A 22,695-nucleotide genomic window follows, 5' to 3' on the forward strand; every position below is an offset into this window, starting at 1 on the left:
TGGAGCGCAGGATAGGGCTGACCGGGGAGGCGGAAGAGGGCAGCGCGAGAGCCGCCGCGAGTGGAGGCTCATCCCGCGGGAAGGGCGAAGGGAGCGCCGCGAGGAAGGGAGAGGGAAGCGGCGCGCGGCGGAAAAGATCCGGGGGCGGCACGGAGAGCGAAGGGGAGGACTGAAAAAGGCCATGGGCCTCAGGGTTTACAACACCATGACCCGCAGGAAGGAGGAATTCGTGCCCCGCGAGGAGGGCAAGGTGTCCATGTACGTCTGCGGGCCCACGGTGTACAACTACATCCACGTGGGAAACGGGAGGGCCTACCTGGTCTTCGACGTCATCCGCCGCTACCTCCAGTACAAGGGATACCAGGTCTACTGCGTGCAGAACTTCACCGACGTGGACGACAAGATCATCGCCCGCGCCATGGAGGAGGGAAAGACACCCGAGGAAGTGGCCCGTTTCTACGAGCAGGCCTTCCTGGAGGACATGCGGGCCCTGCGCGTCATGCCGCCAGACGTGTCCCCCCGCGCCACGGAGACCATACCCCGTATGCTGGAGATGATACAGGGCCTGCTGGAGAAGGGATACGCCTACGTCGTGGACGGGGACGTATTCTTCAGCGTGGAGAGGTTCCCGGGGTACGGGAAGCTCTCCCGCAGGACTCTGGAGGAGATGCGGGCCGGGGAGCGGGTGGAGGTGGACGAGCGCAAACGCCACCCCATGGACTTCGCCCTCTGGAAGTCGGCCAAACCGGGAGAGCCGGCCTGGGATTCCCCCTGGGGGAAGGGACGTCCGGGATGGCACATCGAGTGCTCGGCCATGTCCCTCCACTACCTGGGCATGGGTTTCGACATCCACGGCGGCGGCCAGGATCTCATCTTCCCGCACCACGAGAACGAGATCGCCCAGTCCGAGGCCTATACCGGGCAGGAACCCTTCGTCCGCTACTGGATACACAACGGCTTCGTCAACATCCGCGAGGAGAAGATGTCCAAATCGCTGGGGAACATCGTCCTGGTGCGGGAGATACTGAAGAAATACCCCCCGGACGCCGTCCGTATGCTGACCCTCCAGACCCATTACCGGAGCCCCATAGACTTCGGCCCGGAGGCCCTGGAGGAGGCGCAACGGGCTTTGGAGAGGCTGGAGAACTGCCTCTTCGCCCTGGACAGCTTCCTTGCCAAGCCCGCCACTCGCGTGGCCCCCGTGCGCACCCAGAGGGAGGTGGAGCTCTCCGACTCCTTCTTCGACTTCGAGCGGCGGTTCGAGGAGGCCATGGACGACGACTTCAACACCGCCAAGGCCATGGGCGTGATCTTCGAGCTGGTCAAGGAGCTCAACGCCTACCTGGCGGAGCAGGAGAGGTTCCCAACCCCCGCCGCCCCCATCATCGCCGGGCTGGGAAGGGACCTCCTTCTCAAGCTCTGCCGGGTCCTGGGCCTCTTACAGCCCCCGGAGGAGGCGGAGGAGGAATGCCTCCCCGCGGAGGAGGGCGAGGAGAAGAAGCCCGCCGGGTTTCCCGCCGCGGAGGACCTGGTGGAGCTGCTCCTCGAGGTCCGCGCCTTGGCCCGCAGGAAGAAGGAATACGAGACCGCGGACTTCATACGCTCCCGCCTGGGGGAGATGGGCATTCGCGTGGACGACCTCCGGGAGGGCCAGCGCTGGAAGTACGTGGGGAGGCAGGAGCGGGATTGAGATACGAGCAGGTGGAGGGGAGGAGGGCGGTCCTTGAGGCCCTGCGCGGGAACCGAGCCGTCTTCGAGTTGATGGTGGCGGAGGGGTTGCGGTCGGCGGAGGTGCTGGAGGAGATCCTCTCCCTCGCCCGCAGGAAGAAGATACCGGTAACCGTGCTGCCCCGGCGCGAGATGGATCGTCTGTCGGTATCCGACAGCCATCAGGGCGTCATCCTCCGCGTCGAGCCTTACCGCTACGCCACCTTCAAGCAGGTCTACCGGGTGCTGGAGGGGAAGGACGACCCCCTGGTCGTCCTCCTGGACGGGGTCACCGACCCCCGCAACCTGGGGGGCATAGCGCGTACCTGCGAGGCCGCCGGCGTCGATGCGCTGCTCCTCCCCCGCAGCCGCTCCGCGCCCGTCACGCCGGCCGTTTTTCACGCCTCGGCTGGGGCGGTGGAGAACCTGGCCGTGGCCACGATCCCCAACCTGGTCAGCGTGATGCGGGAGCTGAAAAAGCTCGGCATATGGGTGGTGGGGGCCGATTCCCGCGCCGAGGAATCCTGTTTCCGGGCCGATCTGACCGGCCCGCTGGCCGTGGTCATGGGCTCGGAGGGCGAGGGGCTGCACCGCCTGGTGAGGGAGAACTGCGACCTCCTGGTCAGGATACCCATGTTCGGAAAGGTGGGCTCGCTCAACGTCTCCGTAGCCGCGGGGGTCATCCTCTACGAGGTCCTCCGCCAGAGAGGCGTGGTGTGAGCGGCATGCGGGTGGACGGCGGGCCGGGCTCCACCCGCAGGCGGAAGGGCTTCTGCAGAGGTGGATCGGGGCCATGAGCACTCTGCTGGTGGACGGGTACAACCTCATCCATTCCCACCCCGTACTCTCGCGCCTGATGAGGAGCGACATGGAGTCGGCGCGCGAGGGGTTGCTGCGGGAACTCCTCCCCCTGGCCTCGCCCGACTACTACCGCACCGTCCTGGTGGTCTTCGATGCCGCCGGATGGGGCGGGCCGGAGCCGATGCTCGAGGACCGCAGGGGGCTGGTGGTCGTCTTCACCAGGAGGCGGCAGTCAGCAGACGCCTTCATCGAAGCGGCCGTGCGGGCGATGGCCTCCGGGGAGGAGGTGACCGTGGCCACCTCCGACCGCATCCTCCGCCGCATGGTGGAAGGGTATGGGGCGGGAGGTGTGGATGGCGAGGCGCTCCTGGAGATGGCCAGGGAGGCCCGCAAGGAGATCAGCGCGGAAGCGGAGAGGTTATCCGGCGACCGGAGGGTGCCCCTGGAGGAACGAGTGAGCCCTGAGGTGCGCCGGATGCTCGACCGCATGCGTTACCGCTGAGGAAAAACTGGAGCCGGTGAGAGGAATCGAACCTCCAACCAACCGCTTACAAGGCGGACGCTCTACCATTGAGCTACACCGGCTCTTGTCATGATTATATCAGCATGGGACTGTTGGCATGGGACGTTGCCCTCGCGCCCGCCTGCGTGATCAGAAGGTTCGAGCATTGTCCCAAAGCCCTCGCTCCGGCGCACAACGCGTCGGTCCGCCGGCGTTTTCGGTGAGAGATGCGTCCCCGTGCCCGGTTCATTCGGTAACCGGTTGGAGGGGGCCTCTCGATCACATGATCGGGTCATATAAGAAAGCCGGACTTCCCACCGTATTTGCCCGAACGCACGCCGGGGATGGCGTTCCGGGATACTTCAGGGAGGCATTTCCGGCATGGTGCGAATTCCCCGGGAGACCCGAAAAACCGCGCTTCTTCACATAAAATATGTAAAATAGGTGAAAAAAGAAGATCGGGAGGTGGGAACATCCTCGTCCTGGCGGTCATCCTGGCCATGGTGGCCACCACCATGATCAACTACAGCGGTTACATGCAGAAGAGGGAGCTGGACAAGCTGCCCCTCATCGGCTCGCAGAGACCGCTGCAGACGGCCAAGGCCTTCCTCGCCTGCCGGCCCTGGCTGGAGGCGCAGGGGCTGCAGTTCGCGGGAACCTTCGTCAAGGGCATCGCCGTGGGCCTGGCTCCTCTCTCCGTGGTCCAGCCCATCAACACCGCCGGGATCGCCGTTCTGGCCGTGCTGGCCATCACCAAGCTCGGGGAGCGACCCTCCATCTCCGACTGGCTGGGCATCGGCACCATCGTGGTGGGCCTGCTCATGCTGGGGAGGAGCCTCATCGGAGTGCCCTCCAAGGCCTTCAGCTACAACCCCGTGGTGCTCTGGTTCTTCGTGATCTTCTTCTTTGCCGTGGCCGGGGTCAGCCTGTTCAGTGGCATCACCAAGAAGGGGGAACAGGCACCCAACCTGATCGCCGTGGGGTCCGGCGTGCTGGTGGGGATCACCGCCGTGCTCATCAAGCTGGCCTGGAACGATTTCGGGAGCCGCTTCTGGCTGCACGGCTTCCGCCACGCGCTGGCCTCTCCTTTCATCTGGATGGTCTTCTTCCTGCCTTTCATCACCCTCATCCTGGACCAGATGGCCATGCAGCGGGGGAAGGCCATAGTGGTGGTGCCCATCACCACCGGGATGTCCAACCTCATACCCATCATCATCGGCATACTGGCCATGCACGAACCCATGCCCTCGTCCGCGGGCATGTTCCTCCTCCGGCTGGGTTCCTTCGTCTTCATCATCGGGGGAGCGGTCATCCTCTCCCTGCGCAAGACGGAGGAGAGCGGTGCCCGGCCCGACGGGCGGAGGGTTGGGAGCTCCATCCGTCAGGCCGGGGAGGAAGCCCGCGCATCCTGAAGGTTTGCAGGATCCGCGTCCGGGCATCACGCTGTTTGCCCCGCCCTTTTACCCGCGACCTACAGGCTCCGGCCCAGCGGCAAAGCTTGTTTCAGGCCACCTGTCGCTTGCCCCGCCTCTCCACCAGGTTGGCGTACCAGGCCAGTATGGAGGGGAGGACCAGCAGCGAGGCCAGGAGGGCGAAGGTCAGGGAGAGCGCGGTGATGCCGCCGAACCTCCGCAGAGGGGTCACGTCGCTCAAAGCGATTATGGCGAAGGCGCCCGCCGTGGTCGCCGCCGCGGCCACCAGGGCCTTTCCCACGTGCCCCACCGTCCTGCGAATGGCCTCGTCGACTTCCATACCCCCGTGCCATTCCTCGCGGAATCGGTGGGTCACATGGATGCCGAAGTCGATGCCCGCACCGATGACCAGGGAGGAGATCATCACGGTCATGAAGTCCAGGGGCCAACCCAGGATGACCAGGGCCCCAATCTCCAGGGCGATGCCCAAGAAGACCACGCTGGTGGCGGCAAGCCCCAGGAAGACGGACTTGAAGACCAGGATGACGATGAGGGCACAGAGGAGCAGGGCGAGCCCGGAGGTCTTGAGCTGGGTGGGCACGATGGAGGCCAGCAGGTCGCTCATGAGGATGGGGAGGCCGCTGAAGGCCATTCGGACGGAGGGGTTCTCCTCCATGACCTCCCTCCCGGCCTCACGCATTATATTGGCAATATTTTCCATATCGCTCTGCGAACCCCGGGCCACGCGGACGCTGATCATGGCCACGCGGCCGTCCTCGCTTATCAGGCGCATGCCGGAGTTCTGGCCGTTGCCCCTCAACTTCATGAGCATGGAGATCACTTCTTGCTTGCTGGCCGGTATGGCGCCCCCTCCCACGTTGCGGACCACGTCGGCGATGCTCATCACCCGGCTGCGCTCGATGAGAGGATTACCGTCCCGGTCAAGAAGGCCTGTGGAGGAGATGCGGTTCTCGAAGTCGAGCATGGCCTCCAGGTTATCCGGCTCGAGGATGTCCCCCTCGACCAGCGCATAACCTATGTTCTGCCCGCCGAAATACTGGTTGATCAGCTCGGAGGCCCGCATGGAAGGTGTATCCCCCTTCATCATCCGGGAGAGGTCGGCCTCCGTGGATATGTTGAAGGCCAGGATGCCGCAGGTGGCCAGGACGAGGAAGGTCACGATCCCCACCAAGACCCGGTGGTGCTCCGAGAGTACGGCGACGCGGGAGAGGAGCTGATCCAGCCAGGTCGCCCCCGACTTTTCCGCGCGTCGGCGGTTCTTCCGTTCCCACTTCTCCTGTGCCTTGGGGCTGCGGTCGCGCAGGACGACGGTCGCCGGGAGGAGGGTCACGGAGAGGAGGAAGCTGAACAACACCCCGGCCACGCAGAGGATGCCGAACTGCACTATAGGAGGCATGTCGGATATGGAGAAGGAGGCGAAACCGAAGGCGGTGGTGGCCGCGGTGAGGAAGACGGCCACCCCCGTGGTCACCACGGCCTTGGTGGAGGAGGCGTAGGGGTCGTTCCCCCCGCGCCGCTCCTCGTAGTAACGGGACATGACGTGTATGGCGTAAGCGATGTCTATACCCAGGAGGAGGGGCATGATGGCCGTGCTCTGGTAGGTGAAGGGAAAGCCCAGCCAGCCGGAAAGGCCCATCACCCAGATGATGGTGACCATGATGACCATGAGGGTGAGGAGCACGTCGGAAAAGCGGCGGAAGGTCAGGAAGAGGACCACGAGGATGAAGGCGAAGGCCAAGGCGAAGAGGAAGCGGGTCTCCTTCATGGTCTGCTGGTTGGCGTCGCGGTTCAAGGAGGCGTTTCCGCTCTCGTACAGGTTCACCCCGGCCAGATCACCGAAGTATTCCCGGGTGTAGGCCTCAAACGGGTCCACCAGCTTGATCTGGTCCATGGTGTCCTTCTCGGGGTTGATGCGCGCCGTGAGGAGCAGGGCTTTCTCGTCCTGGGAGATGCCGCGGATTCCGGCACCCGGCACGCCCAAGGCTCTGGCCCTCTCCGCGGCTGCGGCGATGTTCAGCCTCACCTGGGCCACCAGTTCGTCGTCGCTCAACTTGTCCAGGTTCTCCAGTAGGTATTGCTCGGTGGGCTGATAGTTCCCTCCCCCGGCGTCGACGAACAGGTTCATCTCATCCAGTGGGGTCACGACGTCGGTGACGAAGGTCTCCCATACGTCGGGGTTTTCCCGGAGAAAGGACTTGTAACCGGCCACCCTCCGCAGGACGTCCCCCCGGAGGACGTCGCCCTCCAGCATGACCTGCTCCTCTATGGTGCCCCCGAAGATGTCCTCGGCCTCCTCAAGAGCCTTGACCGATTCCAGGTCCTTGGGCAGCATGGCCTTGTAGCTGTATTCCGACTTTATGAAGCGGAAGCCCGCCAGAGCCAGGGCGGTGATCGCCAGGATCACCAGGATGACCAGGACGGGACGTTTTTCGCTCTGGTTGGCCAGTCCTCGGAAGACCTTCTCCACCATGGCTTACTTCCCACCTCTCTTACGATCCAATAAACGTTCTTCCCAACGTTTTCCCGCGTACTCGACCAAGCGGGACCGAACGGGTCCGGTCATCCGTTAACTATTCGGCATGCAGGGCGACAAGCTTTCGGACCCTCTTCGATGTCCTTCGGAGCGGCTTTCGCGCTGACTTCGCCTTCCGCAGAGGTACGTTCCCCCAGCCGGAGAGTGAAACGCATGAGCTACGGGTGCCCTTCTCATCGACCCATCACATCCTTTCCCTCCGGGGCTCCCGTTCCAGGAATTCCTTTATCCTCCGGAAGAGGTCCAGCAGATCGCTCTTTTCCCGTGGCGGAATGCTACGCAGGAAGGTCTTTATCTCCTTCAGCTTCTGCCTCTCCATCACGTCCACCAGCCTTTTCCCCCTTGTGGTCGGGGACAGGAGCACTACCCGGCGGTCCTCCGGGTCCCGGGACCTGGTCACCAGCCCCTTCTCCACCAGGCGGTCGACCATCCGGGTTATGACTCCCTGGGACACGCGGAGGCTTCTGGCCACCTCTCCCGACCTCGCGGGTCCATGGCGGTAGAGGTGGTGGAGCAGCATGAACTGGGGAAGGGAGAGGTCCTCGCTTCTCCTCCATTGGCTTTCTTCCCGGAAACGGGAATTCACCCGGATCATGGTTTCCAGGAATTCCCGCGCCAGCTCGTCCAATTCGTCCTTTACGAATTTTCTTGCCATGATTAATAATTGTTTTTAGCAAATATTAGTTGAAATAATAAAAGATCACGGGCACGCTGTCAACAAGTCGCATTGAATCATGAAAGAGCACTCCAAATGGATTCGTTGCATCAAAATTAAAACGTACTCCGGGAGGCAAAAGGTATTGACGTTCCCCTGGGTGCCGGAAACAGCCGGGGGAGGTGGCCGATGAGGTTGGAAATGCAAACCGGGAAGAAGGTCACGGCGAAGATGGCGGAGAGATATTCACAAGGCCTCCAAGGCGGAAAAGTGAAAAATGTTGGCCAAGGCGGAAAAGTGAAGAACGGTGGTTGAGTCCGCGCTCTTTGCGGCCACAATCGCTCCAACGTGCCCGAGCTGTTCGGAGAAAGGACCGCCCTCCGGTCGGGTGGCAGGAAGGCGGCGGGCAGGCCTTGCGGCGCGAGGGGCCAGGCCGCAAGCCGGCCAATGGCGCCGAGGGTGATCCACCCGTGGGGGAGGCGCGAGCCTTTTCTGGCACGCACTCCGCTATTCTTAGGCCGCGCGGGTTCGGCGGCACGGCCGGTCCCCGGTGCATTATCATGTGGTCATGGAACGTGGAGCGAGGCGGGAAAGGGCGGTCCTGGCCATGAGCGGGGGGGTCGATTCCACCGCGGCGGCCGTCCTCCTCCTGGAGATGGGATATGAGGTCCTCGGGGTGACCTTCCTCCTCGGAGGCCCCAGCGACGTCGCCGGGGATCCCGTTTCCGACCGTGAAGCCCGACATGTCGAACTGGCCGCGAGGGCGGCGGCTGTCCTGGGCCTGGAACACCAGGTGCTCGACCTGCGACAGGAGTTCCGCACCCAGGTGGTCGAGCCCTTCGCGGCGGAGTACCTCAGGGGGAGGACCCCCAACCCCTGCGTGGATTGCAACCGGCGGGTGAAATTCACCGCCCTCTTCCGGGTGGCCGAGGAGGCCGGTGCGGAGATGGTGGCCACCGGTCACTACGCACGGGTGAGGGAGAACCCGGACGGCACCTTATCCCTGCTCCGGGCAAACGACTGGAGGAAGGACCAGTCCTACGTGCTCTACCGCCTGGGGCAGGCGGAACTGCGGCGATGCCTCTTCCCCAACGGGACGCTCACCAAGGATGAGGCCAGGTCCAGGGTGGCCTCCAAGGGGATCGCCGTGGAGGAGATGCGGGAGAGCCAGGACATATGCTTTCTGGCCGGGTGGAATTACCGCGATTTCCTCGCCCTGCATTGTCCCGAATGCCTGGATCCGGGGCCCATCCTGGACACGCGCGGCAACCTGCTCGGCGAACACGAGGGGCTGGCCTTCTACACCGTGGGGCAGAGGCGCGGCCTGGGGGTGTCCGCCCCTCGCCCCCTTTACGTGGTCGGGCTGGATACGGAGAGGAAGGCCGTTATCCTGGGGGAGAGGGAGGAGGTCCCCGGGACGTGGCTGGAGGCGGAATCCGCCTCCTGGGTGCGCGGGGAACCACCTGGTAATGATTTCCATGCACAGGCCGCGGTGCGCTACAACGCGCCTGCCGTCCCCTGCCGGGTGACCCTGGCCGGGGAGGGGTTCACCCTGCGCTTCGCTGAGCGGGTATGGGCCATCACCCCGGGACAGCATGCGGTGATCTACAGCGGAGAGGAGGTCCTTGGAGGCGGGGTCATCGCCAGAGGCCGCTGAGGCCGGGCCGTTCCCCGACACCGCGGGCGGTCGGTCCGCTTGCGGAGAGATCAGCTCCCGGCACTCCCGCCTCCGACCCTGGTCATGAGGTCCAAGAAGGGCAGCCGGTAGTTGAGGAAGGTGGGTATGGGGTAGCGTATGCCTCTCCGACTGGTGGCCTCCAGGCCCTCCTCCACCCTATCAGCCCAGGGAGCCGGGAAGGCGAAGAGCAGCTCGTCGTCCTGCGTGGCGGCGAAGACCCGGTCGCCGTTGCCCGGCAGAGCTACCCGGCGCACCCCCTCGAAGAAGGTGCGCACCAGCCCCTCGTTGCAGGAGCCGCCGATGCCGCCGAAGCCCACCCTTACGCGCTCTCCCGTCCATCGGCTCCCCGCCTGCACCAGGCGCATGATTCGGGCGGGGTTGCCGAAGACCATTACCAGATGGGGTTCCACCCGGGTGCGGGTCAGATTTCCTCCTCAACGCCGTTCCTTGGCCGGCTGGGATGGAGCCTACGCGCTCAGGTGACGCGCAACCCCTCCAGGTCAAGGCGGGTGCTCAGCCCATAAAGGGCGTTGTAGAGCTCGACGTGGAAGGAGCCGGGCCTCTCGCCGGCGACTTCCGCAGCCCGTTCGCCCGCCAGGCCGAAGAGGGCCAGGGCGGCTGCGGCGGCCTCCAGGAAAGGCTCGCCCGCCGAGGCCATGACGGCGATGCAGGTGGTGGCCATGCAGCCCGTACCGGTGACCTTTGCCAGCATGTGATGCCCGTTGCCGACGTGGAGGACGCGTGAGCCGTCGCTTATCACGTCCACCTTGCCGGTGACGGCGGCAACGCAGCCCAGCCGGGATGCGGCGCTTCGAGCCACAGCCTCGGCGTCGCCGCCCGTGGAGATGGATTCCACGCCCCTTATCTCCGCCTCCATGCCCGCCAGAACGGCCATCTCCGCGGCGTTTCCCCTGACCACGGCGAAGCGGATCTCCTCCACCAGTTTGCGGGCCAGACGGGTGCGGTAGGACGTGGCTCCCGCACCCACGGGATCGAAGACCACCGGGACTCCGGCGCGGTTGGCGGCCCTGCCCGCGGCGAGCATGGCCTTCTCCAGGTCCGGATAGGGAGTCCCCATGTTGATGAGCAGGGCTCCCGCCTGGGAAGCCATCTCCTCCACCTCCTCCAGGGCGTGGGCCATCACCGGGAGGGCTCCCAGGCAGAGGGTGGCGTTGGCCGTCTCGTTCTTGACCACATAATTGGTGATGTGGTGCACGAGAGGCTTGCGGGCGGCCACCCATCTCAGCCTATCCTCAAGGAAAGCGCGGCAGTCAAATTCTTCCATCACACCTCCTCCGTCCAGGCTTTGATGCCAGTTATTATACGATACCCGAATTCCTCCGGAGGCACCGGTTTCACTTCCAGCCGCTCTATACCGGCTTCTCGGAAAGCCTCCCTCCACACCCGGTCGGTGGTGAAGTACTCGCCGTCCTCGGTGAGCACAGCGGGGATGTCGCCGAGGTGCAGGAGCATGGTGCGGTAGGCGCCGTGGTCCAGGTCGTAGAGGGATTTACCCACCATCTTCTGGATGATGTCCCGGCAGCGGTCCGGGTCCTCCGGAGGCCCTTCCACGTCGCAGAACAAGTCCGCGTAGACCAGCCTACCGCCCGGGCGAAGGACGCGGGCTATCTCCCGGGCGCAGGCCGGCCTTTCGGGAGGGGGCACGTGGTGCAGGGCCAGGTTGGAGAGGACGGCATGTACGTGCTCGTCGGGGAGGGGGATACGCAGGGCGCTTCCCCGCAGGATGCGCACCCGCGCGCTGTGGCCGAGACGGCGCTCGCACCGCCGCACCATCTTCTTCGAGGGATCCACGCCGTAGAGCTCGGCGTTGGGGAAGGCTTCCGCCAGGCGGGAGAGGAAGACCCCCGCCCCGCAGCCGAGATCCAGCGCGCGCTTCCCTGCGAGGTCCCCGGAAAGCTCGAGCATCATGTCCAGGGCTTCCCCGTACATGGGATCCCTGTCGAACAGGCTCTCGTAATCCCCGTCGAAACGGTCCCAGAAGCCCATACGCCGTCCTCGAACCCCTTCACGAAGCCCTGCCGAGCCGCCGGATGATGGTCATTCGTCGCGGTAGGCACGCGAGAGCTCCACCACCCGGCGGTACTCCTCCACCTGGCGTCTCCTCTCTCCCTCGTCCCAGCCCAGCTCCCGGCCCAGGAGATCTGCCACTCTCTCCGCGCACCCCAGGCCCTGTTCCCGGTCCTCGTAGAAGATGAGGCTGCGGCGCACCATGAAGTCCTCGAGGTTTATGACCATCTCCTCGCGCGCCGAGTAGACCACCTGGGCCTCGATGTACGGTATGCCCTCGCCCAGCCTGCGGGAGAGCGAGGGGTCCTCGGCCAGGAGGCCCAGCACCCGCAGGGCCCCCGTCCCCAGGAGCTGGAGCCTGTGGATGACGTCGTCGTCCAGCCGGACATCTCTGGCAAGTCTTTCCATCCGCTTGGAGAAGTCCCTGCCGTCCTTGCCGTAGACGGGGGCGTTTTTTGTGGAGCAACGCGGGATGCCCCGTATCCCGTATCTCTGTTCCAGCCGCCGCGCTGCCAGGTCCACCAGCTCCTCGGCCATGGACCGGGCGGTGGTCAGTTTCCCACCGGCGATGGAGAGCAGACCGGAGTGGCTCTCGTAGATGGAGTGTTCCCTGGAGACCTGGGATTCCTTGACGTCCTTCCCCCCTCCCTCCAGCACCAGGGGGCGCAGCCCGGCGTAGGTGCTGAGGACGTCGTCGTAGTCCAGCCGGGCCCTGGGGAGGGCGCGGTTGGCGGCCTCGAGTATGTAGTCGACGTCCTCCCGCGAGGCGCGTATGCGGTCGTAGTCCCCCTCGTAATCCGTGTCCGTGGTCCCGATGAGGGTGAAGCTGCGCCAGGGGACCACGAAGAGCATGCGCTGGTCCCGGGGTGAGAGGATGGGCATGGCGTTGTAGACTTTCACCCTCTCCCAGGGCACCACCACGTGGGCGCCCTTGGTGGGGCGCAGCTTAGGAGCTGCCTCCGGCTCGTCGAGCCGGCAGACGGAGTCCGTCCAGGGACCGGTGCAGTTGAGGACCAGCCTGGCCTCGATGTCCAGCTCCCTTCCCCCTATCTCGTCTCGGGCGCGGACGCCGCAGACCGACCCGTTGCGGCGCAGGAAGTCGGTCACCCGCACGTAGCTCAGGCAGCAGGCCCCCTCCAGGTGCGCGGACTGGACGTGGGAGAGGGTGAGCCGAGCGTCGTCGGTGGCGCAGTCGTAGAACTGCCCCCCTCCCTTGAGGCGTTCCCGGTCCAGCTCCGGCTCCACCTCCAGGATGCGCTTGGACCCGTGCAACTGGTGGTTCTGCACGTTGCGGAAGAGGGCCAGGATGTCATAGAGCCAGAGCCCCATAGCGATCATGAAAAGGGGGTTCTTGTCCCCCTTATACACGGGGAAGATGAAGGGTTGCGGCCAGACGACGTGGGGGGCGTTGAGCAGGAGGCGCCTTCTCTCGCGGCAGGCCTCGAAGACCAGCTTGAAGTCGAAGAGCTCTAGGTAACGCAAGCCGCCGTGCACCAGCTTCGAGGAACGGGAACTGGTGCCGAAGGCCCAGTCGTTCTTCTCCACCAGCACCGTGGAGAGGCCGCGGCGGGCCGCGTCGCGGGCCACGCACGCTCCGGTTATCCCTCCCCCGATGACCATAACGTCGAAGGTCTCCGCCGACGCCGTTCTCAGGTTCTCCTCCCTACGCTGCTTTGAGAACATCTTCAACTCCTTCTCCCGACTCCGTCCTAGGATACATGATAGCCCATAGCGCCTACCGCGGGCCGGGAATCCGCTGTGTTCGGCCCGGGTATCCGGGAAGATTTGCACCATGCCTCGCGAATCGGCGGCCCGGGCCCTCGGGACCCGCGATCCGGCCCGTCCCGGGCACAGGAAGGAGGGATGCGGCGAAGAGGTCCTGGGACGCGCCGCCCGGGCTGCGGATTGACGGGCTGGGACGGCGGGGGGTACGCGGTAAGTGCCTTTCCCGTACGGAAAGTGTGGAGGGCGGGAATTGGTGAGAATCATGGGGATTTTCTCCTCACGGCATCGTTCGTGTGAAGAACAGCCGGGTTTGAGGCAGGCCTCAAAAAAGAAACCCCTTCTGACATCCTGATGGAAAAGCGAACCAAGAATGGGAAAAGTCCTCTCAACGCGACTGGTGAGCGGAAGCTGATGCTCGTTTCGGAGGCGCTTTCAGGGTTGAAAAAAGACCGGGAGGTCGGGGTGGCAGGAACATGCAGGGGGCGTAATGAGAAATGGTTTATAATAGACGACAATAGAAAGGCAAGGGTAAAGGCATCTCGGCAGCACCGCCCGGGCGTTCGGATGAAGACATTTTACCAATAAATACCAGAATTTTGAGCCGCCGTAAGCGCGAGGCTGCGTGAGGTTTGTGGTGAGGCGGCTATCCCGCGGGAGGCCGTTCGCAGGGATACCGGATTTCGAAAGGACGGGGGGAACGGGTTGCGGCAGCAGATCATCCAGGAGATAGCCCGCTCCGTGGTCGCCGCGGGGGGCGTGGAGAACATCGTGCGTTCCCTGGTGGAGGCCACCGCACGGGGGACGGGCGCCAAGGGCTGCACGCTCTTCGCCCTGCGCGAGCAGGATGGGGCGCTGACCCCGCATGTGAGCTGCGGAGTGGGGGAGGTCTATCTCCAGAGGGGCCAGATCATCGCGGACCACGCCCTGCGCCAGGTCCTGAAGGGCAATTCCCTCTTCATCTGGGATGCGAACGCCGACCCGCGCATCGTCCGCCGCGAGGAGTTGAAGAGGGAGGGGATCTCCTCCATCGTCTTCCTTCCCTTCCGCGACCGTCGCGGAGTGCGTGGTTTGATGCGCCTTTACTTCGATGAGCCCCGCAAGTTCGGCCGCGAGGACCTCGACTTCCTCAATTCCGTGACCGAGCTCTGCGGGGCCATCCTGGAGATGGCCGAGGAGCGCGAGCTGGTGATCCGGGATGCCGAGGAAACCCGCCGCACCCTGGTGCGCATGCAGGACGAGAGGCGCCATTTCCTGAGTTTCCTTTCCATGGTGGCCCACGATCTCAAGTCGCCGCTGGTGGCGGTGCAGGGTTACCTGAAGATGTTGCTGCGCAAGGCCTCTGACCGCCTGGACGAGCGGCTGCTGCAGGGGATAAGGCGCAGCATCCAGCGTATAGACGGGATGATGGAGCTCATAAGCGACCTCCTGGAGCTCTCCCGCCTGGAGAGCGGGCAGGTGCTGGCGGAGCTCAAAGAGGTCTCCTGGGAGGAGGTGCTCTCGGCGGCGGTGGAGATGGCCCACGAACTGGCCGACCCGAGGGGGATCCACGTGGCATCTGATATCCAGCATCCCCTGCCGAAGGTCTTCGCCTCGGACATCCGCCTTCAGCAGCTCATCCTCAACCTGGTCTCCAACTCCGTGCGCTTCACGCCGCGGGGAGGCCGCATAACCATCCGTGCCCGCCGCGATGACGACCGGGTTGTGGTCAGCGTGGAGGACGAGGGAACGGGCATCGAGCCGCAGAAGCTCCCCCACGTCTTCGAGGAGTTCTTCAAGGGGGACCCCGAGTCTCCGGAGGGGACCGGGCTTGGGCTCAGCATATGCAAGCGTATCGTGGACTTGCATCACGGTGAGATATGGGCGGAGAGCCCGGTACCCGAAACCGGCAGGGGCACCAGGGTGACCTTTGCCATCCCCGTGGGCGTCACGTGCGATCTCCGGGACCGCTGGAAGCTGGGTGAAACGGGTGCGGAGACCCCCTCACTGTGGAGGATGGGGGTGCGGGGCTCGCAAGGGGGCGATCGGGTTTGAGACGTTGATGCGGCTGGGACCTGACGACGTTTCGGGCGGCGGGAATGCCCGATTTTCCCGGTCTCAACTCGTGGATGGCCAGTGCCGCTTTGGGTCGCCCTTCCGGCATGGAGGGGTCATCCATTGTGAAAACCCACTTAGACATGTTTGAGGCGACATTTCGGGGTTCGTCGCCCGTGGGAAGAGAGTCATCTTTTCGGCTCCCCGCTCGTTGTGGTCGGTTGAGCCCCTGTGAGTGGCGTATGCGGTTACGCCGGAACGACTGTCCTGTCCGTGACCTCGACCGGATGGCGGGGGCCGGCAAGATGACTGCGGCGGGACCGTGGAGAGGACGCACGAGCGGTCCGAGGTATTATCATGTTCTCGTGAAGGTCCGTGAGGGAGACCGAGGGGCGGAGCTTAAGGCGAGGCCCGGGCGTGCAGGACGCGGCATGGTTGGAGGTGCGTGATGCAGAAGAAAATTCTCTTAGCCGACGATGACCCCGACGTGGTGGAGGTGGTCTCTATGCTCCTCGAGGACGAGGGCTACGAGATCGTCACCGCCAAGGACGGGGCCGAGGCCCTGGAGAAGATCAAGCTGGAGAACCCGGACCTCATAATCCTGGACCTGCTCATGCCCCATGTGGACGGTTTCGCGGTCTTCGACATGCTGCGCGACCCCCGCTACGAGCGCTGGTCCAAGATCCCGGTGGTCATCCTGACCTCGGTGCGGGAGGAAGTGAGCAACCGGCGTTACGAGCTGGAGACGGGGCGCAAGATGGATTACGCCGCGTACCTGGAGAAGCCCGCGGACCCCGACGTTCTCCTGGAAACCATTTCCAGATTGCTCTCCGAGAGGTGAGGCTCGCCGGCGAGGCGGTCGATTGACTCCTGGTCCTCAATCATACCAGCCGTCCGCCCACACTCGGGGAGGATCACCGAGCCGGATTCGCGCCCGGAATGTCAGCTGACCCCCAGGAGAGGCGACCCTAGCCTTTACTCAAGACCTTCGGCGTCACAGGTGCATATCCGGCCCAGGACCCGGGCCTCGGCCAGGTTCCCGGCCACGATGGGAATGTCCACCGGCCTGCTGAAGGGTGGGGCATATGCCAAGTCCAGGGAGGACAGATCGCTTGCCGTGAGGTTTCCCAGCAGGCATACGGAGAACACGTCCAGCCGTTTGTCTATCTGGGCCGCGAAATCCCCCAGTACCTGGGCCCCGAGTATCCTCCCCGTCCCCTTTTCCACAGTCACCCTGGCCGTGAGGCGGGGCAGCGAGTGAGGGGCGTAGTATCCGGGGAGCACGGAGTCCTCAAGGGTGACGGCGTCGGCCTGGAACCCCGCTTCAGAGGCCTCGGAGACGCTCAACCCCGTCTTCCCCGCGGCCATGTCGAAGGCCTTGAGGACGAAGGTCCCCAAAACCCCGGGGAAGGAGGACTCGTTTCCCGCCGCCGTCTCCCCGGCGACCCTTCCCTGCTTGCGGGCCGTGGAGCCCAGGGGTATCCAGCTCTCTTTTCCGGACACCCGATGGAAGGTGGTGGCGCAGTCCCCGCAGGCCAGCACATCGGGGGCGCTGGTGCGCATCCCGCGGTCCACCCTGACAGCGCCGCGGGCACCCAGCTCGATGCCCGCCTGGCCGGCCAGCTCGCTGACCGGACGGATGCCGATGGAAAGCAGTACCAGTTCCGCATCCAACGGTCCTGCGGAGGTGACCACACGACGCACCCTGCCGTTCCCGTCTCCCTCCAGGCCCTCCACCTTCTCCTCCAGGTGGAGACGCACCCCCCTGCTCTCCAGGTGCTCACCTAGTCTCGCCGCAAGGTCGGCATCCAGGGGAGGCAGGACGTGGTCCTGGAGCTCCACCAGGTGCACCTCCATGCCCAGGCGGCGCAGGGCCTCGCACATCTCCAGGCCGATCGCCCCTCCGCCCACGATGACCGCGCTGCGCGGCGCCTGGAGGTCGATGAAGGATTTCATCTCCAGGGCATGGGTGAGGGTGCGGAGGACGAAGACCCCTTCCAGGTCGCGCCCGGGCAGGGGTGGGACCACGGGAGCGGCGCCGGTGGCCAGCACGAGCACATCGTACTCGATGGAGAGCTCGCTCACCCCCTCCAGGTCTACCACGCGGAGGGTCTTGTTTTTAGTGTCGATGGAGCTGACGCGGTGGCGCAGGAAGACGCGGATCCCCTGCTTTTCCAGGAACTCGTCCGGGGTGCGGGCCAGGAGCCTGCGCCAGTTGGGGGAGTGTCCCCCTATGAAATAGGGCAGCCCGCAACCGGCGTAGGAGATGAACTCGTCCTGGTCGTAGATCTCTATCTCCGCACCCGGGCAGCAGCGCCTTGCCTTGGAGGCCGCCGTGGCCCCTCCGGCCACCCCGCCGACCACGACGATCCTGCGTTTGTTGGCCATCTCACATCTCTCCCTTCGCGCAGCGATAACCTCTCCGCCGTATTGGCTTGGGAAAGCGTCTTCCCAACCGGGCAGCAGTCTTATCATTCCCATCATCGTTCCCTTTTAACCCGACCGCCGGGCCTTCCGGCCCCCTGAAGCGCCTCCTTGAAACGCGTCCAGGGTCAAGGCGGGAGATGCCGGGATTGGCGGAGGGGCGATTGGCGCTGCAGTTGCCATCCATGATAATTATACGAGGAAAGACCGAGGGGATGCCCGTCTCCGCGGGGTATAGTGCGAGATGGTCTAGTGGCGCCCCTTTCCGCGGTCTTAATAGGGTATGCAGCTTTTGCGCCCTCTCGGAGAGGATCGAGCATCGGATGGAGGTTTAACGGAGTGAAAGGGGTGTACGTCGCCGGCGTGGCCATGGCCGACGTGGGGAGGCATGTGCTGGACCCGCACGAGCTGGGAGCGAGGGTATGCGCCGAGGCTCTGAGAGATGCCCGGCTCCTCCCGCGGGAGGTGGAGGGCATCGCCACCACCCCCCACGGCTACATGGCCGAATTCCGCCGTTTCCCCAGTCAGAGGATGGCCGACTATCTGGGCATCACCGCGGGCTTCATGATGGACGTGGACAGCGGGGGCAACTCCAGCGCCGCCGCCGTGCAGGCCGCCTGCGACCGCATCCGCCTGGGCAAGATAAAGTCATGCCTGGTCTACGCCGCCCAGAGGGAGGTGCCCAAGAAAGAGGTCCAGAAGGACGTGTTGGGCCACTTTCATCTCATCAAGGCCGCCAATTCCCTTTACGATTCCTACCAGGCGGCCTATGGTGTGATAAGCCCCCTTCCCTTCTACGCCATGGCCGTGCAGAGGTACATGCACAGGCACGGGGTCTCCCCGGAGGATGTGGCAAGGGTGGCGGTTCTCCTGAGGGATCATGCTTTGAGGCATCCCCAAGCCGCCTACAAGGAGCCTCTGACCGTGGAGGAAGTACTTTCCAGCCCGCTGGTGTCGCCTCCCATCCACCGGCTGGAGAGCTCGGAGATGCACGACGGTGCGGCGGCCGTGGTGCTGGTGTCGGAGGACCTGCTCCGGGACAGAAAGCGGGCGGTCAGGGTTGCAGCCCTGGCCGAGGCCCACGATCCCACCAACTTCGTCCCCTACCGGGGTGAGATCGACGAGTTCCCCTGCGTGGAGCGCGCCGCCCGCGCCGCCCTGGCGGAGAGCGGCTACCGGGTGGAGGAAGTGGACGTGGCCGAGGTTTACGGGGCCTTCGCCGGGCTGGAGCTCATAATGTACGAGAGGCTGGGCTTCTTCCCCCGCGGGGAGGCCCCCGCCGCGGTCGGGGAGGGCAGGACCACCCATGGCGGGGAGGTGTTGCTGAACCCCAGCGGGGGTAGGCTTTCCCTTGGCCACCCGGCCTACGTCACGCCTCTGCTGGAGATCACCGAGGTGGTGCGACAGCTGCGAGGCGAGGCCGGTGAGCGGCAGCGCCCGGGGGCCGCGGTGGGACTGGTGCACACGGAACAGGGGTTCATAAATGGATCCATTGTGATGCTCTTGGACAAGGAGGTGTGAGTTTTCACGGAGGAGGGAGGGCGGTGAAGAGGGAGGCCACGATCGTATAATACCGGCCATACCGGAGCTTTTCGACCCCCATGCGCATTCGCGATCCATAAAGGACAGGGATGTGGCTCCGGGGAAGGGGCTCAAGTGACCTTATTAGAGGATAAGGTTGCCGGAAGGTTCCTTGAGGGAGGCGGAATTGGACACCAGGCCTTACATGCAGGACCGCGCCGCGGAGGAATTCTTTTCCAGGCTGGCGGAGGGGATGTTCCAGAGCACCCGGTGCGTATCCTGCGGAGTCCTGAATTACCCACCCCGCGTGGTGTGCCCGGATTGCCTGGGGGAGGAGATGGAATGGGTGGACCTACCCCGGGAGGGAACGCTCCTGGCCTTCACCTGGCAGGAGGCGGCCATACGCTGCCGCAAGCCGGAGATCCTGGGGCTGGTGGAGCTGGAAGGGGTTGGGAACGTCCTCACCCGCATCGACGCCCCTTACGAGAGCCTGCGCATCGGGCAGCGTGTGGCCTTCGACACCTGGACCTCCCCGGACGGGCTCGTCCTCCACCAGTTCCGTCCCCTGGAGGAGGGTTGAAGTCCGTTTCCGCAGGGCACACGCCAACCGCCTTTCAGCCCGCACTTTTTGGCGCCGCCATCCGGTTCGATCTCGAACCGGGGAGGCATCTCTCAACGGATTCATATATATGGAATATATATTGAGGCCCGGATATTCCCGATGGAACCGGAGACCCTCGAAGTCCGTGTTGCGGCGGCATTTCCGGATGCGATCCCTGAGACGATCCATGTGCATTGCATGAATTGAAAGGCGTCGGCGCGGGCTTGGAGACGAGTGCGCATCCTGGCTACCCTTAGCGCCCCAACGCTCACGAGTCCGCCATCCTTCCGCACGGGGCCCTCGCTGCCGCCCAGGGTGAAAAGAGGTCGCGGCAGAGCTCATGAGCGAGCTCTACCGTGCGATCCCCGGAAATCGACGGTCCTCGCCCATGGAATCGCGGGCTGGAGTGCGGCGATGTACAGGAGGAGAGCGCCATACCTGGGCGATCCGCCCGTTTGGCGAGGATAGGGGACGCCCTCAGGCGCTCGCCCTCTCGATTACCCCAAGGCGTCAGAGATCCTCGAAGCGGTCGTATTCCACGCCCGCCGATTCCAGGACCTCCCGCAGGCGCTCGCTCTCCGAGGCCAGATGTTGAAGGCATACCCCGCAGTCCGAGCTCAGGTGGCGGGGTATGGGTATCAGTTTTACGCGGAGCCCCTTTTCCATAGCCAGCTTTTCCGCCCTGATGGCGTAATGCATGGAATAGAAGAGAGCCACGCGGGTCGGCTTCCCCTCGAAGAGGCCTCTGGGTTTTTTAACCATCGTCTTCCTGCACTTGCCTGGGGTGACGGACTTCCCTCAGTCCCGGCCCCCCCAAAGGCGGTGACCGTCATTTCTTGGTGATGGTGAGGATGAACTCCTCGTCTTCCGTCTCCCTTACCTCCACGTCGCATCCTTCTCTGGCCGCCAGCCGCGAGACGTTGTCCCGTGCCGTTCCGGTGTCCACGAGCACCTCGAGTTTCCCGCCGCTGGACAGCCTTTCCAGGTGCTTGCGGGTCTCAACCACCGGCAGGGGGCAGGAAAGTCCACGGCAATCGATTCGCTCCATGCCCTAACACCTCCAATCGACGCGCGGATTCGCTTAAGTGCTTATCTCAGGCCTTGGCGGTCGCCGTGCTCCGCATGGTCAGCCCGATCACCACGCAGAAGACGAGCCCCACGAGGACGGCAGCCGGTCCCCAGCCCCAGTTGGCGGGGTTGTTGGGATAAGGCGTTCCCGCAGTCCCGAAGTTGTGGGCGAAGGCGGCCCCGACGATCATACCCAGGACGAAGACCGCTGCGTCGCCGTCCCCCTCGCCGGAGAGGAAGAGCTGCCTCCCGGGACATCCCCCGGCCAGGGCGAAGGAAAGCCCCGCGAGGAGCATCCCACCGAAGTTGAGAAGCTGGTTGGTGTGCGCCACCGGCTGTCCGGCGAAGCCCCAGTGCGCCTGGCCGTAGATGAGGTTCATGATGAAAGCCCCCGCCAGGAGGGCCACCACACCGCTCATCAGGTGGAAGTCCCGCATGAGGATGACGTCGCGGATGGCCCCCATGGTGCAGAACCTGGTCCTCTGGGCGATGAAGCCGATGACCACCGCTATTCCCAGGGCCACCAGATAGTTGGCGTGCTGCGAGCCCGGACCCTCGGTGCTGAAGAAGGGAGCTCCCGTGGAGAGCACCGGCTTCACGATGAGAAGCAGCAAGAGCCCGAGCATGATGAGGGGCAGGACGGCACCCGCGACGGGGCTGCCCTTCTGGCTTCGCCCCAGGTTATAGCCTCGTTTGATGAAGAGGACCCCGATCCCCACGCCGCAGGCCAGGCCCACCAGGGCGAGGATGGCGTTCCCGTCGCCCCCCGCCAGGCGGAGCAGGGCCCTCCAGGGACAACCCAGGAACACCAGGGCGCCCACCATGGCGAAGAAGCCGAGCATGAAGCGGATGACGGGAGCCGAGCCTGCCCTGGCACGGTATTCGCCGAAGATGAGGGCGGCGATCATGGCTCCGAAGACGAAGCCGATTATCTCCGGCCGGATGTACTGCACAAGCGCGGCCCTGTGCAGTCCCAGCGAGCCCGCTATATCCCGCTCGAAGCAGGCCACGCATATCCCCATGTTCTTGGGGTTGCCCAGCTTCTGCAGGGTGGAAGCCAAGACGCCGATGGACAGTCCGACGAGGATCATGCCCCAGCGCGACCGAAAGAACCTGTTGACCCTTTCCAATTCTACCTCCGAATCCTCCCGATCCAGACTGAAGCCGATTCCGTGACGAGACAAGCGGGAATTTCCTTGGGTAGCATCTCCTCTATCGTATAAACCTAAAAGATGATCGGCATCACCACCTTTGCTGTAAATTAAAATGATTATTAATTAATTTAATATAATATATAAATATTCGCAATATGGTCCGTGGATATGGAAACCAGGATAAGCTCTCGAGCGGGAAAGGTATTGACAAGACAAACATGCTTTGCTATACATTTCCAACCAAAGGGCAATTGCGGGTGATTCGGTTTCAGAGGTAAGCCTCAACGTCGAGGCAAAATCCAAGTAAGAACGAAGGATTTTTCGTTCTCGAAAAGTAATTTTGCTGTCATAGAGAATGATCATGTTCAAGAAAAACAAGAAGGGGATAAATTAGGCGAACATTGGGAGGAATCATCGGGTGATCCTCAGGGCATGTGGAGGATCTCGTGGGCATGGAAGATCGTGATTCTCGAAGGAAACGGTGGAAGTCGCCGTATAACTCATCGGGATGAAAGAAAGTGGCCCTTGAAGCTTGAGAGGCCTTGCCGAGTCTATTGCGCATGGAAGCAACCGGCATACGGATTGCCGGACGTGTGGCGGTGATCGAGGACTGATTCGCAGAAACACGCATGAAAGTTTTGGAAGGACGCACGAAGCGTTTGCCACCGTGTTTTTTCATGCCCGGAGTGAGGCGGGAGCGGTATCCATCCGCGCGGCTTGAGGAAACCCCCACTTTCCTAGGTCGATCCCGTCCCTCCGGGCATTTTTCATATACGGGTCGGTTGAGGTTAGAGCCTCTTGGTCGAGCCAATGTGATCCTGCAGGAGGTGAAAG

20 protein-coding genes and 1 tRNA gene are annotated in these 22,695 nt (G+C 64.0%); 10 read left to right on the forward strand and 11 right to left on the reverse strand.

What is annotated here, in order from left to right; genetic code table 11:
* The first annotated feature begins 181 nt into the window (after positions 1 to 181).
* From cysS to H7007_RS07865, 3 genes are all read left to right on the forward strand, one after another.
* Positions 182 to 1,690 (forward strand): cysteine--tRNA ligase, encoded by a 1,509-nt coding sequence (cysS, locus tag H7007_RS07855; protein ID WP_287154506.1) that lies wholly within the window; start codon positions 182 to 184, stop codon positions 1,688 to 1,690.
* The gene (gene rlmB / locus H7007_RS07860; RefSeq protein ID WP_287154507.1) at positions 1,687 to 2,427 is read left to right on the forward strand and encodes a 23S rRNA (guanosine(2251)-2'-O)-methyltransferase RlmB; all 741 of its coding nucleotides are present in this window, start codon (positions 1,687 to 1,689) and stop codon (positions 2,425 to 2,427) included. Before cysS ends, rlmB begins: the two co-directional genes overlap by 4 nt.
* A gap of 73 nt (positions 2,428 to 2,500) precedes the next feature.
* Positions 2,501 to 3,010, forward strand: a complete 510-nt coding sequence (locus tag H7007_RS07865) for an NYN domain-containing protein (RefSeq protein WP_287154509.1) — start codon at positions 2,501 to 2,503, stop codon at positions 3,008 to 3,010.
* A gap of 8 nt (positions 3,011 to 3,018) precedes the next feature.
* Here the strand turns inward: H7007_RS07865 and H7007_RS07870 are convergent.
* Positions 3,019 to 3,093 (reverse strand) — tRNA-Thr (locus H7007_RS07870).
* A 432-nt stretch (positions 3,094 to 3,525) separates the two neighbouring features.
* On the opposite strand from H7007_RS07870, the gene H7007_RS07875 reads away from it, so the two are divergent.
* On the forward strand, positions 3,526 to 4,422 hold the full coding sequence (locus tag H7007_RS07875; RefSeq protein WP_287154510.1) for a DMT family transporter: 897 nt from the start codon (positions 3,526 to 3,528) through the stop codon (positions 4,420 to 4,422).
* Between the two features lie 91 nt (positions 4,423 to 4,513).
* On the opposite strand, the gene H7007_RS07880 is transcribed toward H7007_RS07875, so the two are convergent.
* Together H7007_RS07880 and H7007_RS07885 are read right to left on the reverse strand one after the other, a co-directional pair.
* Positions 4,514 to 6,913, reverse strand: coding sequence for an efflux RND transporter permease subunit (locus H7007_RS07880; RefSeq protein WP_287154512.1), 2,400 nt, complete (start codon positions 6,911 to 6,913; stop codon positions 4,514 to 4,516).
* A gap of 247 nt (positions 6,914 to 7,160) precedes the next feature.
* On the reverse strand, positions 7,161 to 7,631 hold the full coding sequence (locus tag H7007_RS07885) for a MarR family winged helix-turn-helix transcriptional regulator (protein ID WP_287154514.1): 471 nt from the start codon (positions 7,629 to 7,631) through the stop codon (positions 7,161 to 7,163).
* A 189-nt stretch (positions 7,632 to 7,820) separates the two neighbouring features.
* Here H7007_RS07885 and H7007_RS07890 point away from each other — a divergent pair, with 189 nt between their 5' ends.
* A complete protein-coding gene (locus tag H7007_RS07890; protein ID WP_287154515.1) occupies positions 7,821 to 7,946 on the forward strand; it encodes a hypothetical protein in 126 nt (41 codons plus the stop codon).
* A 253-nt stretch (positions 7,947 to 8,199) separates the two neighbouring features.
* Positions 8,200 to 9,288 (forward strand): tRNA 2-thiouridine(34) synthase MnmA, encoded by a 1,089-nt coding sequence (mnmA, locus tag H7007_RS07895; RefSeq protein WP_287154547.1) that lies wholly within the window; start codon positions 8,200 to 8,202, stop codon positions 9,286 to 9,288.
* 50 nt (positions 9,289 to 9,338) lie between these two features.
* On the opposite strand, the gene H7007_RS07900 is transcribed toward mnmA, so the two are convergent.
* From H7007_RS07900 to H7007_RS07915, 4 genes are read right to left on the reverse strand one after another with little or no spacing between them, the layout of a single operon-like run.
* Positions 9,339 to 9,734 (reverse strand): DUF169 domain-containing protein, encoded by a 396-nt coding sequence (locus tag H7007_RS07900; RefSeq protein ID WP_287154549.1) that lies wholly within the window; start codon positions 9,732 to 9,734, stop codon positions 9,339 to 9,341.
* A gap of 50 nt (positions 9,735 to 9,784) precedes the next feature.
* Complete coding sequence (gene thiM, locus H7007_RS07905; protein WP_287154516.1) at positions 9,785 to 10,594, reverse strand: hydroxyethylthiazole kinase; 810 nt, start codon at positions 10,592 to 10,594, stop codon at positions 9,785 to 9,787.
* A complete protein-coding gene (locus tag H7007_RS07910; RefSeq protein ID WP_287154517.1) occupies positions 10,594 to 11,316 on the reverse strand; it encodes a class I SAM-dependent methyltransferase in 723 nt (240 codons plus the stop codon). Before H7007_RS07910 ends, thiM begins: the two co-directional genes overlap by 1 nt.
* A gap of 51 nt (positions 11,317 to 11,367) precedes the next feature.
* Positions 11,368 to 13,020, reverse strand: a complete 1,653-nt coding sequence (locus H7007_RS07915; protein ID WP_287154519.1) for a glycerol-3-phosphate dehydrogenase/oxidase — start codon at positions 13,018 to 13,020, stop codon at positions 11,368 to 11,370.
* A gap of 744 nt (positions 13,021 to 13,764) precedes the next feature.
* On the opposite strand from H7007_RS07915, the gene H7007_RS07920 reads away from it, so the two are divergent.
* Together H7007_RS07920 and H7007_RS07925 are read left to right on the forward strand one after the other, a co-directional pair.
* Positions 13,765 to 15,093, forward strand: coding sequence for a GAF domain-containing sensor histidine kinase (locus tag H7007_RS07920; protein WP_287154521.1), 1,329 nt, complete (start codon positions 13,765 to 13,767; stop codon positions 15,091 to 15,093).
* A gap of 448 nt (positions 15,094 to 15,541) precedes the next feature.
* On the forward strand, positions 15,542 to 15,934 hold the full coding sequence (locus H7007_RS07925) for a response regulator (protein ID WP_287154522.1): 393 nt from the start codon (positions 15,542 to 15,544) through the stop codon (positions 15,932 to 15,934).
* A 134-nt stretch (positions 15,935 to 16,068) separates the two neighbouring features.
* Here the strand turns inward: H7007_RS07925 and H7007_RS07930 are convergent, their stop codons facing one another.
* The gene (locus tag H7007_RS07930; protein ID WP_287154524.1) at positions 16,069 to 17,481 is read right to left on the reverse strand and encodes an FAD-dependent oxidoreductase; all 1,413 of its coding nucleotides are present in this window, start codon (positions 17,479 to 17,481) and stop codon (positions 16,069 to 16,071) included.
* A gap of 375 nt (positions 17,482 to 17,856) precedes the next feature.
* Here H7007_RS07930 and H7007_RS13725 point away from each other — a divergent pair, with 375 nt between their 5' ends.
* Together H7007_RS13725 and H7007_RS07940 are read left to right on the forward strand one after the other, a co-directional pair.
* Positions 17,857 to 19,038 carry a thiolase family protein gene (locus tag H7007_RS13725; protein ID WP_287154525.1) on the forward strand — a complete coding sequence of 394 codons (1,182 nt, stop codon included), beginning with the start codon at positions 17,857 to 17,859 and terminating at the stop codon, positions 19,036 to 19,038.
* A gap of 187 nt (positions 19,039 to 19,225) precedes the next feature.
* Positions 19,226 to 19,618, forward strand: coding sequence for a Zn-ribbon domain-containing OB-fold protein (locus H7007_RS07940; protein ID WP_287154527.1), 393 nt, complete (start codon positions 19,226 to 19,228; stop codon positions 19,616 to 19,618).
* 531 nt (positions 19,619 to 20,149) lie between these two features.
* Here H7007_RS07940 and H7007_RS07945 read toward each other — a convergent pair.
* The 3 genes from H7007_RS07945 to yedE form a co-directional block, all read right to left on the reverse strand.
* Positions 20,150 to 20,401, reverse strand: a complete 252-nt coding sequence (locus tag H7007_RS07945) for a putative Se/S carrier protein (protein ID WP_287154529.1) — start codon at positions 20,399 to 20,401, stop codon at positions 20,150 to 20,152.
* A 67-nt stretch (positions 20,402 to 20,468) separates the two neighbouring features.
* Entirely contained in the window at positions 20,469 to 20,687 is a 219-nt protein-coding gene (locus H7007_RS07950; RefSeq protein WP_287154531.1) for a sulfurtransferase TusA family protein, read from the reverse strand.
* A gap of 46 nt (positions 20,688 to 20,733) precedes the next feature.
* Positions 20,734 to 21,798, reverse strand: coding sequence for a YedE family putative selenium transporter (gene yedE / locus H7007_RS07955; RefSeq protein ID WP_350340633.1), 1,065 nt, complete (start codon positions 21,796 to 21,798; stop codon positions 20,734 to 20,736).
* Positions 21,799 to 22,695 lie beyond the last annotated feature (897 nt).

It is taken from the genome of Candidatus Solincola tengchongensis (assembly GCF_015711935.1).
GTDB classification, from domain to species: domain Bacteria; phylum Actinomycetota; class Geothermincolia; order Geothermincolales; family RBG-13-55-18; genus Solincola_A; species Solincola_A tengchongensis.